The 14,175-nt window shown below is 35.0% G+C and carries 15 protein-coding genes; 2 read left to right on the top strand and 13 right to left on the bottom strand.

The genetic code is table 11. The annotated features are described in order from the left end of the window. Window position 1: 1 nt before the first annotated feature. The 8 genes from ACFOWA_RS15075 to ACFOWA_RS15040 form a co-directional block, all read right to left on the bottom strand. Window positions 2–718, bottom strand: coding sequence for an SDR family NAD(P)-dependent oxidoreductase (locus tag ACFOWA_RS15075; protein WP_378986557.1), 717 nt, complete (start codon window positions 716–718; stop codon window positions 2–4). Between the two features lie 105 nt (window positions 719–823). Further along, a complete protein-coding gene (locus tag ACFOWA_RS15070; protein WP_378986555.1) occupies window positions 824–2,164 on the bottom strand; it encodes an ABC transporter permease in 1,341 nt (446 codons plus the stop codon). A gap of 3 nt (window positions 2,165–2,167) precedes the next feature. Beyond that, the gene (locus ACFOWA_RS15065; protein WP_378986553.1) at window positions 2,168–3,064 is read right to left on the bottom strand and encodes an ABC transporter ATP-binding protein; all 897 of its coding nucleotides are present in this window, start codon (window positions 3,062–3,064) and stop codon (window positions 2,168–2,170) included. 390 nt (window positions 3,065–3,454) lie between these two features. Beyond that, window positions 3,455–4,621, bottom strand: a complete 1,167-nt coding sequence (dnaJ, locus tag ACFOWA_RS15060; RefSeq protein WP_378986551.1) for a molecular chaperone DnaJ — start codon at window positions 4,619–4,621, stop codon at window positions 3,455–3,457. Between the two features lie 164 nt (window positions 4,622–4,785). After that, window positions 4,786–5,367: a nucleotide exchange factor GrpE gene (locus ACFOWA_RS15055; RefSeq protein WP_378986549.1), complete on the bottom strand. Its 582-nt coding sequence runs from the start codon at window positions 5,365–5,367 to the stop codon at window positions 4,786–4,788. 244 nt (window positions 5,368–5,611) lie between these two features. After that, window positions 5,612–6,295, bottom strand: coding sequence for a cell division ATP-binding protein FtsE (locus ACFOWA_RS15050; RefSeq protein WP_378986547.1), 684 nt, complete (start codon window positions 6,293–6,295; stop codon window positions 5,612–5,614). A gap of 1 nt (window position 6,296) precedes the next feature. Beyond that, window positions 6,297–6,500 carry a fructose-6-phosphate aldolase gene (locus tag ACFOWA_RS15045; protein ID WP_378986545.1) on the bottom strand — a complete coding sequence of 68 codons (204 nt, stop codon included), beginning with the start codon at window positions 6,498–6,500 and terminating at the stop codon, window positions 6,297–6,299. A gap of 904 nt (window positions 6,501–7,404) precedes the next feature. Further along, a complete protein-coding gene (locus ACFOWA_RS15040; RefSeq protein WP_378986543.1) occupies window positions 7,405–8,421 on the bottom strand; it encodes an acyl-CoA reductase in 1,017 nt (338 codons plus the stop codon). Between the two features lie 78 nt (window positions 8,422–8,499). On the opposite strand from ACFOWA_RS15040, the gene ACFOWA_RS15035 reads away from it, so the two are divergent. Further along, window positions 8,500–8,850, top strand: a complete 351-nt coding sequence (locus ACFOWA_RS15035; protein ID WP_378986541.1) for a 4Fe-4S dicluster domain-containing protein — start codon at window positions 8,500–8,502, stop codon at window positions 8,848–8,850. Window positions 8,851–8,916: 66 nt separating this feature from the next. Here ACFOWA_RS15035 and ACFOWA_RS15030 read toward each other — a convergent pair whose 3' ends face one another. Next, window positions 8,917–10,164, bottom strand: coding sequence for a serine hydrolase domain-containing protein (locus tag ACFOWA_RS15030; protein WP_378986539.1), 1,248 nt, complete (start codon window positions 10,162–10,164; stop codon window positions 8,917–8,919). A gap of 12 nt (window positions 10,165–10,176) precedes the next feature. Beyond that, on the bottom strand, window positions 10,177–10,629 hold the full coding sequence (locus tag ACFOWA_RS15025; protein WP_378986537.1) for a universal stress protein: 453 nt from the start codon (window positions 10,627–10,629) through the stop codon (window positions 10,177–10,179). 108 nt (window positions 10,630–10,737) lie between these two features. Here ACFOWA_RS15025 and ACFOWA_RS15020 point away from each other — a divergent pair, with 108 nt between their 5' ends. Further along, window positions 10,738–11,523 carry a C40 family peptidase gene (locus ACFOWA_RS15020; protein WP_378986536.1) on the top strand — a complete coding sequence of 262 codons (786 nt, stop codon included), beginning with the start codon at window positions 10,738–10,740 and terminating at the stop codon, window positions 11,521–11,523. Between the two features lie 12 nt (window positions 11,524–11,535). Here the strand turns inward: ACFOWA_RS15020 and ACFOWA_RS15015 are convergent, their stop codons facing one another. The 3 genes from ACFOWA_RS15015 to hisF all read right to left on the bottom strand — a co-directional run bounded on the left by ACFOWA_RS15015 (window position 11,536) and on the right by hisF (window position 14,052). Beyond that, window positions 11,536–12,435 carry a WD40 repeat domain-containing protein gene (locus ACFOWA_RS15015; RefSeq protein WP_378986535.1) on the bottom strand — a complete coding sequence of 300 codons (900 nt, stop codon included), beginning with the start codon at window positions 12,433–12,435 and terminating at the stop codon, window positions 11,536–11,538. A 168-nt stretch (window positions 12,436–12,603) separates the two neighbouring features. Next, complete coding sequence (gene hisIE / locus ACFOWA_RS15010; protein ID WP_378986534.1) at window positions 12,604–13,206, bottom strand: bifunctional phosphoribosyl-AMP cyclohydrolase/phosphoribosyl-ATP diphosphatase HisIE; 603 nt, start codon at window positions 13,204–13,206, stop codon at window positions 12,604–12,606. 90 nt (window positions 13,207–13,296) lie between these two features. Next, on the bottom strand, window positions 13,297–14,052 hold the full coding sequence (hisF, locus tag ACFOWA_RS15005; protein WP_378986532.1) for an imidazole glycerol phosphate synthase subunit HisF: 756 nt from the start codon (window positions 14,050–14,052) through the stop codon (window positions 13,297–13,299). Window positions 14,053–14,175: the final 123 nt, after the last annotated feature.

The raw sequence follows: 14,175 nt of genomic DNA, 5'->3' as shown, positions 1-14,175 counted from the left end.
TTTATAGTTTTTCACACAAATATCGAGGTATAATTTTAAAAATCCAGGCAAAAAGCCGCCATCTTTTACTCACATATATTACTTCATGCTTGTGTTCTAAGCCATGAATAATTTGCTTGGCAGCTTTTTTAACTGTGGTTACCCAAAATAGGTTATCGCCTTTTGCCATAGCTGTATCTACATAGCCTGGCCTGATATCTAATATATTAATATTTATTTTTAGCTTCCTAGCTTTCATAGCTAAGCCTTCTAGATAGTTGATTTGAAAAGCTTTTGAAGCACTATATGCCGGGGCTTTATCATTGCCTCGTAAACCAGCAACAGAGGTAATTGCAGCAATTTGTCCGAAGCCTTGCTGCTTAAAATAATCAAAAGCAAAGGTTATTACATTTGTAAAAGAGCGTACATTTGTTCTTATCGTATCCTGCTCTATTAAATTATCAAGATTCTCGTTTATTTCTCCGTATCCTGCGCTGTAGATTAATATGTCAAATCCACCAATCCTATCAATTAGTTCGTTTAAATTTTCTAATAATTCGAATTCATCATTAACATCGAAACAAGAACCAAAAATTTTCGGAGGATTTAAACCCTCAATCTCATTCAGCAGAACTTGCCTTTTGCCAGTTATACCAACCATATAGCCCATGGCCGACATTTGAATTGTAAGCGACCTACCCATACCCGAAGTTGCACCTATGATTAAAACCTTTTTCAATTTTAGAGGGATGAGATTGTTATACTAAGTTACAAATAGATTTATGATGATATAAAGGATTGGATAAAACTTAGTAAAGATGCTAAAAATCCAACTATAGTTTATTTAGCTTTTATACCAAAACCATTTTATCATTTCTTTAAAGCTGGCTTTTTTGCCATACATCAAAATACCAACCCTGTAAATTCTGGCGGCAAACCAAACAGTACCTATAAAACCAACTACCAAAATACACATAGATAGGGCTAATTCCCAACCTGGAACACCATAAGGCAAACGTACTACCATTGCAATAGGAGAGGTGAACGGTATCATTGAAAGCCAAAAGGCCACGCTTCCATAAGGATCGTTGGTAACAACACTTAAGGATAGAGCATACCCTAAAAGGAGCGGCATCATTACGGGCATCATAAATTGTTGTGTTTCGGTTTCACTATCAACGGCTGAGCCAATTGAAGCGTAAAGTGCACTATAAAATAAATAGCCTCCTAAAAAGTAGAATATGAAAACAGTAATAATTTTACCAAAATCGAGGTTTTCTATGCTTTTTTTAACGTTACCCAACGGTCCATCATTCATTGCAGCTGCTTGTATTTGCTGGGCAGCCAGATTACCTGTAGAAACTTTTGAACTTGAAGCAACAATTTTTTTAGCATCATCTTTACTTATAAAAACACCAACAGCTAATGCAGATATAGAAAATGTAAGTACAATCCAAAGTAAAAATTGCGTTAAACCAACCATAGCGATACCGATAATCTTACCCATCATTAATTGAAATGGTTTTACCGAAGAAATCATAATTTCAATGATTCTGCTGGTTTTTTCTTCAATAACGCCACGCATAACTTGTACACCATACAGCATGATAAACATAAACATCATTACACCAGCAACAAATGCAATTATGGTACTTGCACCTGCACTGCTATTTTCTTCTTGTCCCGTATCAGCAATTTTTTTTGTGTCGATGGTAACTTTGCTTTTCAGATTATCTAAATCGGCTTGTGAAATTCCTGATTTTTTTAACTTGTAATCTCTAATTAAATCTTCAATAGAATCTGAAATTTTGCCATCTAAGGATAAACCTGCTTGCTTTGTACCAATTAGTTGAATTCCGTTTGGTGTGTCTACATCAAAATCAGGAAGTAATAAAACGTAATCGTATTTGCTTTTACTCAGGTTTTTTTTGAGGCTTTCAAACGATTGATTTACATATTCGAACGTTACGTTTTTATTAGAAGTTAATTTTTCTGTTAATGTTTTATTTTGGTTAACAACTGCAACGGTATCTGTTTTATCGTTAATCCCTTTTATTGAAAAATAAATAATTAACCCATAAAAGCCCGCTATAATCAGAGGTGTCAAAAAAGTCATGATAATAAACGATTTTTTCTTAACCCTTGATAAATATTCTCTTTTTATAATTAGTAAAATTTTATTCATGGCTTACCTTTTAACACGTTCAATAAAAATATCATTCATACTTGGTATCACTTCTTTTAAATGATTTATTCGAACTTGAGGAAGCAAAAACGCTAAAACGTGATTAACGGAAGTATCGCCATTGAGCTTAAATTTGATGCATGTTCCATCTTTTATATCACTGCGTTCGATAATATCAAACAAATCGTTGCTAGCAAAATCTGCTTCTCCAATATATTCAATTTGGTAGGTGTTGTTTCTGTAGCTTGCTTTGATATCATCAACCGCACCATCTAAAATTTTCTTCGATTTATCGATTAAGGCAATGTTATCACAAAGTTCTTCTACACTTTCCATTCTATGAGTAGAGAATATAAAAGTTGTCCCTTTTGCATTTAATTCGAGTATTTCATTCTTTATTAAATCTGCGTTAACTGGGTCGAAACCAGAAAAAGGTTCATCGAGTATTATCAATTCGGGGTTGTGCAAAATTGTTGCAACAAATTGAACTTTTTGCTGCATGCCTTTACTCAAATCTTCAACTTTTTTATTCCACCAGCCGCCCATATCAAATTTCTCGAACCAAAATTTTATTCTGGCTGTTGCTTCGGCGGTACTTAAGCCTTTAAGTTTAGATAGATAGAGAATTTGCTCACCGATTTCCATTTTTTTATACAAACCGCGTTCTTCTGGCAAATAACCAATTTGATTAATGTGATTAGAATTTAATTTTTGTCCGTTAAAGATAACCTCACCACTATCGGGAGCTGTGATTTGAGTTATAATCCTAATTAAAGATGTTTTTCCTGCGCCGTTTGGACCCAAAAGTCCGAAAATTTTACCGCGTTCTACTTCTAAACTTACATCATCGAGCGCACGATGGTTTGCATATTGCTTAACAATATTTTTTACGCTTAGCATAGTTAATTTTGTTTGTTATTAGTCGTTAAAAAGGAGTAAAGGTTACAGTGATAAATTTATAAATTTTATTTATTGGGTTTTTATTTACAGGATAGTTTAATAAATTGATAATAGTTTATTTTCTTTCAGACGACTAAGGCATCAACAACGGATTTGGAAATTTGAATTGCTCTGATGCACTAATCTCTTTTAGACCATTAAGGCATCAACAATGGATTTGGAAATGTGAATTTAGCTTAAAGTCATTAATCTATTTTAGAACATTAAGGCATAAGAATGGTTCGGGCAATTTGAATTGATTTTAAAGACAATTATTTTGACCCTACAATAAAAAAAACAACAAAAAAAACCGATGTTTTGGCATCGGTTTTTTTTATTATATAGATTTTTTTACTCGAAATACTCTTTCATCCTATCGAAAAAGCTTTTTTCATTTTTACCAGGTTGTGGTTTGAAATTGGCAGAATCCCGAAGTTTCTCTAAAATACTACGTTCTTCGCTGCTTAAAGCTTTTGGTGTCCAAACGTTAATGTGAATAATTTCATCACCTCTTTGGTAAGAATTAACTTCTGGTAAACCTTTGCCTTTTAAGCGCAATAATTTTCCACTTTGTGTTCCTGGGTCTATTTTGATTTTTGCCTTACCATCAATAGTCGGTACTTCAATACTTATACCTAAAGCAGCATCTGCAAAGCTTAAGTGTAAATCGTAAACAATATTATTTCCTTCGCGTTTTAAAGTTTCGTGGGCGGTTTCTTCAATTAAAATAATTAAATCTCCCGGAACGCCACCATTGGGGGCTGCATTTCCTTTACCACTCATGCTTAATTGCATGCCTTCACTAACGCCTGCCGGAATGTTTATAGTTATGGTTTCTTCGCCACGAACAACGCCATCACCATGACAAACATTACATTTTGCTGTAATTTGTTGCCCGCTACCATTACAAGTAGGACAGGTAGATGCAGTTTGCATTTGCCCCAAAATTGTATTTGTAACCCTACGAACTTGGCCGCTGCCACCACAGGTACCACAAGTACTTACTGATGATTTATCTTTTGCACCTGTTCCATCGCAAGTTTTGCATGCAATTAGTTTATTTACTTTTATTTTCTTTTCGGCACCGTGAGCAATTTCTTCTAAGGTTAATTTAACCTTTATACGAAGATTAGAGCCTTTAGCAACACGACGGCCACCACGTTGCTGACCTCCGCCACCACCGCCGCCGAAAAAGCTTTCGAATGGATTATGGCCACCAAAAATATCTCCAAAGTTGCTGAAGATATCATCCATGTTCATATTTCCACCGCCATAACCTCCAGATGCACTGCTACCAACACCAGCATGACCAAACTGATCGTAACGTTGTTTTTTCTCTGGGTTACTTAGCACTTCGTAAGCTTCGGCAGCTTCTTTAAACATATCTTCTGCAGCCTTATCACCTGGATTTTTATCGGGGTGATATTTAATGGCCATTTTACGATAAGCTTTTTTAATCTCATCTGCCGGGGCGCTTTTGGTTACGCCTAATACATCATAATAGTCTCTTTTACTCATCTCTATGTATAGAATGATTGAATTTTGAATGATTTATTGAATTTTCGTTTTCATCATTCTGGTATTTTTTTATTTACTAATTATTTTAATGTTTGAATTTTGAAGGATTGAATTAGAGAATGTACTAATCATTCAATCAATCATATTTTCACATTCAAAATTAGTTAAGCGCCCACTACAACTTTAGCAAAGCGGATTACATTATCATTTAATGTGTAGCCTTTTTCAACTTCGTCTATCACTTTTCCTTTTAATGCATCGTTTGGTGCAGGAATGTTGGTTATTGCTTCGTGAAAATCAGTATCAAAATCCTTATTGATGCTTTCTACATCCTTAAGACCTTTTTGAGCCAATGTATTTTTTAATTTTGTACTCACCAACAGAATACCTTCTTTAACAGGGGCAACATCTGCAGCTGTATCCATCGCTTTCAAAGCTCTATCGAAATCATCTAACACAGGTAATAAAGAAACAATAACATCCTTACCAGCAGTTTGTAACAACTCTACGCGTTCTTTTTGAGTACGGCGTTTGTAATTGTCAAATTCGGCATACAAGCGTAAATATTTATCGTTAAGTTGTTGAACTTCAGCTTGTAACTTTTCTTCAGCAGTTTGCTCTTCTGCTTGTTCTACAGTTTCAGGAGCTTCAGGATTTTCTAGGTTTTGAGCCTCAGTATTTTCTGCTGAATTTTCAGTGTTGATTATATTTTCTTCTGTATCGTTATTTTTCTTCTTATTGAACATAATTTTAAGCTGAATTTTTTGTGTTAATCGCAACAATTTTGCCATAAACCTAAATCAGCCAAGCTGGCAGAATAACAAGAATATATCTGATCAGTTTGACAGCAGATTTATAATTGTTGAATGTCGATTTACGATTTTGGCAGGAATGGGGAATGATGATTCAATGGTAGAGTAGTTACGATTTTAGATTTACGGAATCGGCATTACATCAATTTATAATCGTAACTCTAAAATCGTAATTTGATTAAGCTATTTGAGCATCTTCAATTACAATTCCACTTTCGCATTTAATAATTCGCGATGGAAAAGTTCTTATGATTTGATAATCGTGTGTAGCCATTAAAACGGCAGTACCATTCTGGCTAATCTGTTTTAAAAGCGTTACAATTTCTTCTGATGTTTCAGGGTCGAGGTTGCCTGTAGGCTCATCAGCAAGAATAATTTCAGGGTCGTTTAATAAAGCCCGGGCAATTACAATACGTTGTTGCTCTCCACCAGAGATTTCGTGAGGCATTTTTTTAATTTTAGAACGTAGACCAACTTTATCCAAAACATCTTTAATGCGCTCATTAATTAGATTTGCATCTTTCCAACCAGTCGCTTTCAAAACAAATTCTAAGTTTTTTTCTATGGTACGGTCGGTTAATAATTGGAAATCTTGAAAAACAACACCCAATTTACGGCGTAGAAACGGAACCTGATTTTCTTTCAAATTCTTTAAATCAAAACCTGCAATGTCTCCATTGCCGTTACCAATGTGCAAATCGCCATATAAAATTTTAAGCAAACTACTTTTACCAGAACCGGTTTGGCCAATTAAAAATACAAATTCGCCTTTTTCTATATGTAAATTTACGTTTGATAATACTAAGTGTTTTTGTTGAAAAACATCAACATTGCTTAAATGAATTACTGCGTTTTCTGCCATGTTATATTTCTAATTTTGCAATTTGTCCGAAGGGCAAATCCTTTACCATTTCCATTATATACTCTTGTTTATCGCCTAAACCTAACTTGATTAGCGATTTATCAGGTCTATCTACCCTAAAGTAAGCCAGCAGGGTAAACTTATCATCTCTAAGCTGAACATAATCAGGAATTTTGGCGATGCCTTTAACTTTAATGATATACATTGTGTCCAAAAATAGCTATTTAAGGTGAAAGCTGAAAGGTAAAAAACGAAAGAGTAGATACAGCTTGGCAGGTGTAAGTTGAAGTTAGGTTGTTATTTAGGTTATTAGCTATTTAAATTGTTTCCAATGGCATCTTAGCTTCGTATCTAAACCCGATTGAAGCGAGATGCTACCGATTTTTCATCGGGAGCAGAAGCGTGAGCGGGGCTGAAAACCTCCAAGCCCATAGAACCCTAAATTTCCAAAAAAACTTTTTAGATTATTAATTTGTGATTTTCAACTCTCAATGTCGTTTAAATGATTATAAGTTGAAAAGAGTTGGTTTTTTTTTTGGAAATAAACATACAATTTTTCATCGGGAATAGCAGTCCTGTCATCTAAGCTTTGTATCTAAACCCGATTGAAGCGAGATGCTACCGATTTTCATCGGGAGCAGAAGCGTAAGCGGGGCTGAAAACCTCCAAGCCCATAGAACCCTAAATTTCCAAAAAAACTTTTTAGATTATTAATTAGTGATTTTCAACTCTCAATGTCGTTTAAATGATTATAAATTGAAAAGAGTTAGTTTTTTTTGGAAATGAACATACAATTTTTCATCGGGAATAGCAGTCCTGTCATTCGCTGTAGCCCTCATTGAAGAAATTCGGGGCTGCCGCTTCTGCCAGGTTTAGAGTAAAAGGATTGTGCAATTAAAGCATCCTTCTAACCAGAGTTCGATTATTAATTTTCCTTCACATTATTAAAGGTGCTTTTTTAGTTAACGTTACCCTAAATTCATTTCAGGATCTTTTTTGCACGAAAGAGGCTGAAATAAATTCAGCAAGACTAGTTTACAAGCAATACGGCGATAAAACAGCAAAATACTAAGTTTAAGAATCGAACTCAGATTTCTAAGAATTAATAATTAAACCAAACCATTCAAAAATTCAACAGTATTTACGTTATCCGCATAATCCCAAAGTTTAGGATGTTGGCTTTGACCAAAACCATACGTTTTTAAATTTAAGGCTGAGTTTGTTATTACGCATTGAATTTGCTCAGATTTATCTATAAGTTTTTTTTCAACTTCATTTAAGCTTGTGTATTCTTCATAAAATAAAACAGCCAAAGGTGATGTCAAACTTTCATCTTCTTTTAATAACAAAAAGCCATTATCAAAATGTTTTGCGGCATTTACTAAATAGATAGATTTGTTGTAATCGTAATTATTGTTGTATTTAAAGTGATTAATAATGGGTTGAAAGCTTTCAATACCTTCATAAAATTTTGCGATATCGTATCCTTGAGGATAATAAATTTTCGATACATTTCTGCAGCCTAAACCAAAGTAATCAAATATATCAGCACCTAAATTCTGGATATCATCAAACGATTCTTTGCCACTTAATACGGCAACACTATTTCTGTTTTTCCTAATAATGTTAGGCACTTTACCAAAATAGTAATCAAAATATCGGGAAGAATTGTTGCTTCCTGTAGCGATTACTGCATCAAAATCTTTTAATCTTTCTACATATTCTATTCTACTTTCGAAACCAGTTTCAATTTTTATTAGTTCTGAAATGATGGCTTTAATTAATTTATCATCTGATGATGAAAGTTTTATAAGTGCAATATTGCCCGTTGCCAGAACAGTTAAAACATCATGTAAGCCAACCATAGGGATATTTCCCGCCAGAATTAACCCGATTTTTTTCGGCGAATTACTAAACATTACAGATTTAAACCATTCATCAATATCATCATCATTAAGCATTTCTGCGAAAGATGAAACTGATTTTCTTACATTTTCTTCCGTGAACCAGGCGTTGCTGTTTTGAGCAGAAATGATAGAATCTTCTAAAATATCAGTAGGGTTGGCAAGAACTTTGCCCAATTGTTTAAAGGCAATAATTACTTTATCTATAGTTAAAACTGACATATTTAGAATTATTATTAAATGATTAAGTGCTATATTTGCAGCGCAAAGGTAAACTAAGCAAAAGAATTAGACGAAAACATGGCGATTAAAATAACAGATGAGTGTATAAATTGCGGGGCTTGCGAACCAGAATGTCCTAACAACGCAATATATGATGCAGGTACAGCTTGGCGTTTTTCTGACGGTACCAATTTAAACGGAATTATAGATTTTGGTAATCAACAAATTGAAGCTGATGCATCGCAGGAAGCAGTTTCTGATGAGGTTTACTACATTGTATCAGATAAATGTACAGAATGTAAGGGGTTTCATGACGAGCCTCAATGTGCTGCAGTTTGCCCTGTAGATTGCTGTGTTGATGATGAAGATATTCGTGAAACGGAAGAAGAATTATTAACTAAAAAAGCCTGGTTACATCAAGAGAATTAAAATGTTAGATTAACATTTTTTATAATATATAAGTCCCGATGCAAATCGGGACTTTATTTTTTATAGCTAATTAACAGCTTTGTAAATTATTGTTTGAAATTTTTCGGCAATTTCCCCATGTGAGAATGGCCACTGCTGAACATAAATTTGAGCAACAATCTTCTTTTTAGGATCTACCCAAAAATTGGATCCAAAAAAACCTCCCCAACTGTATGAACCAACACTTTTACCTAATTTTTTCGCTCCTTTTATAGTCACAATTTCGAATCCCAATCCAAATGCATTATCTCCGAAAGATATGTTTCCTATTTGGTTAATAGTCATTAGTTTAACACTGTTTTCTGAAACAATTCTTTTCCCATTATACTTACCACCATTAAGCAACATTTGTAGAAAAATTCCATAATCTTTTGATGTAGAAACTAAGCCCGCCCCGCCAGCGAAATAGCCGTTTTCATTAATTGGATAATTAATTGTTGCTCCTGGAAAGGTACCATCTTTCCATACTTTTACTTGGTGGGTTTTTTCATCTTCAGTATAAACCGTGGCCAATCTATTCTGTTTACTTTTAGGAAGTGCGAAATACGTATCAACCATATTTAGAGGCACAAAAATCCTCTGCTTAAAAAAATTATCCAAGCTTAAGCCAGAAGTTACTTCAACGAGTCTGCCTAGAACATCCATACTTAAGCTGTAATGCCAGCTTTCTCCAGGCTGATTTGCAAGCGGTAAGGCTCCCAATTTATTAATTTCTGTTTCTAAAAGCTTTTTATGAACAACAAAACCAGCTTCGATACCGGCTTTGGCATAAATGGCATTCATTTCAGGAGAACCTATTTGTGCATAACCAAGTCCTGATGTGTGGGTTAGCAATTCTCGAATTGTAATTTCGTGGTTTGCTGGTTTAGTAGTATAGGTAGAATCAGCAGGATTAAACGTATTTAAAACTTTTGGATTTTTAAAAGCCGGGATGTAATCAGAAACAGGATCATCCAATTTGAATTTGCCTTCATCAAATAAAATCATAACTGCCGTACAGGTAACAGCTTTTGTTTGCGAAGCGATTCTTAAAATATCATCAGTTTTAAAAGATCGGTTTAAATTGTTGCCGAATGCTTTATTATAAACGGTTTTTCCATCAACAGCAATATTTGCGGTAATGCCTTTGATCCATCCTTTGCTTAAATACTCCTTAAATAAAGCATCAAGTTTTGCAAGTTCAACGAGCGAAAATTTTGATTGAGTGCTTTGCGCAATGGCTGAACCCCAAATTAAAAAGGCAATGAGGAGGTTTGAATAGATAATCTTTTTCATGAACGATATTGGTTAATCGATATCGCTTTTGTTCGGAATGATAAGCACAGGGCAAGCCGATTTTCTGGCAACATGTTCTGCAACGCTTCCCATTAAAAAATGATACAAGCCTGTTCTTCCATATGTACCAATTACAATTAAATCAGAACCCCACTCATCAGATTGTTGAATTATACCATGAGCTGCAGTATCAACTACACTTAAATAAGTAGTCTTAATTCCGCCAGAAAATTTGTTTTCCATTTCCTTTAATAGTACGTGACTGTTTTCGTCGCTATTATCATAAGTCTCTAAAAAAACAGGAGCAAGGGTCAAATCAGGATTTACGTTTGCTGGCATGGGCTCAATTATATTAACCAATGCAACTTCTGCATCAAATTTGACTGCAATTTCGTATCCCGCTTTGGCTGCTTTTTCAGAGCATGTGCTGTTATCAACGGCTATAAGTATTTTCTTAAAGTTCATGGTAAGGAGATTTAGTTTTTATCTTCATAAAATTAACAAAATTGCAATCAAAATGTTAGTCGCTGGTAGGAATTTCTTAAGTTTACACCAGAATTCTACCAACAAAAAATGGAAAATCAATACGGTATTTGCAGAGTTGCAGTCGCACCTTTAAGAGCAAGCGCATCGGATAAAGCAGAAATTGTTTCGCAGTTATTATTTGGTGATCATGTTGAAGTGATTCAGAAAGAAGAGCGTTGGTGGTTAATTCAGAATGGTTATGATGGTTACGAAGGTTGGTTGGATTTTAGACAATTAGCGTCAATATCTCAAACTGAATTTGTGCAAATGCATGATTGTAATTTGCTGGCACCGCTAAATTATAATAACGTTTTAAAAGCCGCCGATGGGAGTTTGTATCATTTAAGTAGCGGTAGTAATATTCCTTTTTTTGATAATGGTTTTTGTTTTGCTGGCGAAGAAAAATTTGAATTGGAATTTTTACCTTACGATTGTGCAGAGGCAGATTTTGATAGAGACATTGCCAAAACCAGCACATTTTTCCAGAATATTCCGTACTTGTGGGGCGGTAGAAACTTATTTGGTTTAGATTGCTCTGGCTTTACTCAAAATGTATTTAAACTTTTAGGGATAAAACTGAAAAGAGATGCCGCTCAACAAGCCGAACAAGGAGATTTGGTAGGTTTTTTAGCGGAATGTAAACCGGGTGATGTAGCATTTTTTGATAATGCTGAAGGCAAGATTACACATGTTGGTATTATGCTAAGCAGTAATGAAATCATTCACTCATCGGGCAAAGTAAGGATAGACCCTATTGATGACCAAGGAATTTTTAATAAAGAATTGGGTAAATACACACATAATCTTCGAATAGTAAAGCGTTTTGTAGGATAATTTTTATAGAAGCTAGATTTGCATCTCCCAAACCATCACCTGCCTGTCGTCTCCGGTAGATATTAAATGCCTACCATCATTGCTCCAAATTATTTTGTTTACAGAGTGGGAGTGACCGATTCCAGATTTTTCTATACTTAAAATTTTATATAATTTGAAGTTCTCTGCATCCCAAATTTTAATGCTTTTATCTTGACTGCTTGTAGCAAAATAGGGGAGTGTTGGATGAAATGCAATATCATAAACCGTAAACATGTGTGCTGTGATGGATTGCATTAATTCGTAATTCGGCAAACTCCATATTTTTAATTGTGCATCCCGACTGCCAGAAAGTAAATATTTTCCTGTTGGATGATAAGTTAAAGAAGTTACAGGCAAAGAATGACTTTCTAACGTTTGCTTTAAACTATAATCGTTTAAATTGTAAATTCTAATTAAATGATCTTTAAAACCAAGTGCAATTTCTTTTTCATCTGGAGAAATTGCTATCGTTCTTACGGTATCGTATGCAGCCTGAAAACGGTAAATTTCTGTAAAATCAGTTAAGGACCAAATTGCAACTGTTCCATCTTCGCCAGTTGTAATCAACTCGTTTTTTGATTTCACGGTTTTGATGTCAAAAATTGGCTTCAGATGTGCATTTACCCGAATAACCATTTCTTCTTTGTGTAAATCGTAAACACTAAATGCACCACTGCGTTCTCCAACAAATAAAAGATTATCAAAATGGTGCAAACAATACACAGAACTTTGAACAGGCATTTTAACCTTTACAAAAGCCATATCCGCTAACGACCATTCTACAATACCTTTATCATTTCCTGCGCTGTAAAACTTTTCACTTTTATCAGAATTAGCTAAAGCGTACACAGGGTTTTGGTGACCGGAAAGGGTTTTTAAGTGTGTGAGCATGGTTTAAGGATTGAGATCGAGGTTAAGGTTAAGGCTGAGACTGACGTTAAGGATGAGACTGAGGTTGAGACCAAGATTGAGTCTTATGCAAATTGCCTCGATCTCGACCTTGACCTCAGTCTCAACGTTGACTTCAAACTCAATCTTGACCTCAGCCTTAACCTCAACCTACTTATGTCTTTTCTCTAAATTTTTCGCAATGTCTTGGATGGATAAGCCTTTTTCTTTTAGCAAGAATAGCAGATGAAACACAAGGTCTGATGCCTCTCCAATTAATTCTTCCTCGCTTTCAGCCAATGCAGCAATTACGGTTTCTACGCCTTCTTCGCCAACTTTTTGTGCAATTTTATTTAAACCTTTTTTGCGCATTTTGTTGATGTAAGAACCTTCAACAGGGTTTGCATATCTGTCATCAATGATGTTCTCCAATTCAAAAATGAAGTTTTGATTGAATTCTGTTTTGAAACAGCTACGGCTACCGGTATGGCAAGTCGGTCCAACAGCATCAGTTTTAATTAAAATGGTGTCGTTATCGCAATCAACAAAAATTTCTTTTACATACAAAAAGTTATTACTGGTTTCTCCTTTAGTCCACAGTCTATTTTTAGAGCGAGAAAAAAAGGTCACTTTACCTTCCGATTGCGTTTTTTCCAAAGCTTCGGCATTCATATAACCGAGCATCAAAACTTCTAAAGTTTTATTATCCTGGATGATTACGGGCAGTAAGCCAGCCGTTTTATCCCAATCAAGAGATGATGTATTGATATTCATTTATTTTTATCTTTTCGGTAATTGCGAGGAATGAAGCAATCTTTCCCGCAAAATAGATTGCTTCGTGCCTCGCAATGACGAGTGTATTACTTATATCCTTACAGGAATTTGATTTCTTCTTAACTCCTGTTTCAAATCCGGTATTAGAATTTCACCATAATGAAACACTGATGCTGCTAACGCGGCATCAACATTTGCTTTTTGAAATACTTCTGTAAAATGGTCCACGTTTCCTGCACCACCAGATGCAATAATTGGAATATTTATCATTTGGTTTACTTTGTGAAGCAAACCGCAATCAAAACCAGCTTTAGTCCCATCATGGTCCATAGAGGTTAATAAAATTTCTCCTGCTCCTAAATCTTCCGCTTGTTTAATCCAGTTTTCGGTTTCGAGTTCGGTAATTAATCTTCCACCGTTTAAGTGAACCATATTTCTACCATCAACAAATTTAGTATCAACCGCTAAAACCACAAATTGAACTCCAAAGGCTTTTGCTAGTTCTTCAATCAAATTTGGATTACGAACAGCAGCCGAATTAATGCTGATTTTATCGGCACCAGCATTTAATAAAGCCTCAGCATCAGCAAGTTCTGTAATACCACCGCCAATGGTAAATGGAATATTCAGCTGGCGGGCAACTGATTTTACCATTTCAATCATCGTTTTACGACGCTCGTGTGTAGCAGTGATATCTAAAAACACCAATTCATCTGCGCCTTGTTGCGCATATTGAGCAGCTAACTCTACCGGGTCGCCCGCATCGCGTAAATCAACAAAATTTATACCTTTTACCGTGCGGCCGTCTTTAACATCGAGGCATGGGATTATTCTTTTACTCAGCATTTATTTGGGGTTTCTTCATTGCGAAGCACGATTATCTTACAAAGTCCGCTAGGCGCATCGTCACCCTGAATTTATTTCAGGGTCTTTATGTATTCCAGATGCTGAAATGAATTCAGCATGACG

The organism is Pedobacter lithocola, assembly GCF_042650845.1.
Lineage (GTDB): Bacteria > Bacteroidota > Bacteroidia > Sphingobacteriales > Sphingobacteriaceae > Pedobacter > Pedobacter lithocola.
The sequence above is the reverse complement of the archived record's forward strand: the minus strand, read 5'-3'. Positions and strand labels throughout refer to the sequence as shown.

Bases quoted from the DNA above. Each gene is read 5' to 3' on its own strand.
- ACFOWA_RS15070 (WP_378986555.1), bottom strand. From the start codon at position 2,164: ATGAATAAAATTTTACTAATTATAAAAAGAGAATATTTATCAAGGGTT.
- ACFOWA_RS15065 (WP_378986553.1), bottom strand. From the start codon at position 3,064: ATGCTAAGCGTAAAAAATATTGTTAAGCAATATGCAAACCATCGTGCG.
- dnaJ (WP_378986551.1), bottom strand. From the start codon at position 4,621: ATGAGTAAAAGAGACTATTATGATGTATTAGGCGTAACCAAAAGCGCC.
- ACFOWA_RS15055 (WP_378986549.1), bottom strand. From the start codon at position 5,367: ATGTTCAATAAGAAGAAAAATAACGATACAGAAGAAAATATAATCAAC.
- ACFOWA_RS15050 (WP_378986547.1), bottom strand. From the start codon at position 6,295: ATGGCAGAAAACGCAGTAATTCATTTAAGCAATGTTGATGTTTTTCAA.
- ACFOWA_RS15045 (WP_378986545.1), bottom strand. From the start codon at position 6,500: ATGTATATCATTAAAGTTAAAGGCATCGCCAAAATTCCTGATTATGTT.
- ACFOWA_RS15040 (WP_378986543.1), bottom strand. From the start codon at position 8,421: ATGTCAGTTTTAACTATAGATAAAGTAATTATTGCCTTTAAACAATTG.
- ACFOWA_RS15035 (WP_378986541.1), top strand. From the start codon at position 8,500: ATGGCGATTAAAATAACAGATGAGTGTATAAATTGCGGGGCTTGCGAA.
- ACFOWA_RS15030 (WP_378986539.1), bottom strand. From the start codon at position 10,164: ATGAAAAAGATTATCTATTCAAACCTCCTCATTGCCTTTTTAATTTGG.
- ACFOWA_RS15025 (WP_378986537.1), bottom strand. From the start codon at position 10,629: ATGAACTTTAAGAAAATACTTATAGCCGTTGATAACAGCACATGCTCT.
- ACFOWA_RS15020 (WP_378986536.1), top strand. From the start codon at position 10,738: ATGGAAAATCAATACGGTATTTGCAGAGTTGCAGTCGCACCTTTAAGA.
- ACFOWA_RS15015 (WP_378986535.1), bottom strand. From the start codon at position 12,435: ATGCTCACACACTTAAAAACCCTTTCCGGTCACCAAAACCCTGTGTAC.
- hisIE (WP_378986534.1), bottom strand. From the start codon at position 13,206: ATGAATATCAATACATCATCTCTTGATTGGGATAAAACGGCTGGCTTA.
- hisF (WP_378986532.1), bottom strand. From the start codon at position 14,052: ATGCTGAGTAAAAGAATAATCCCATGCCTCGATGTTAAAGACGGCCGC.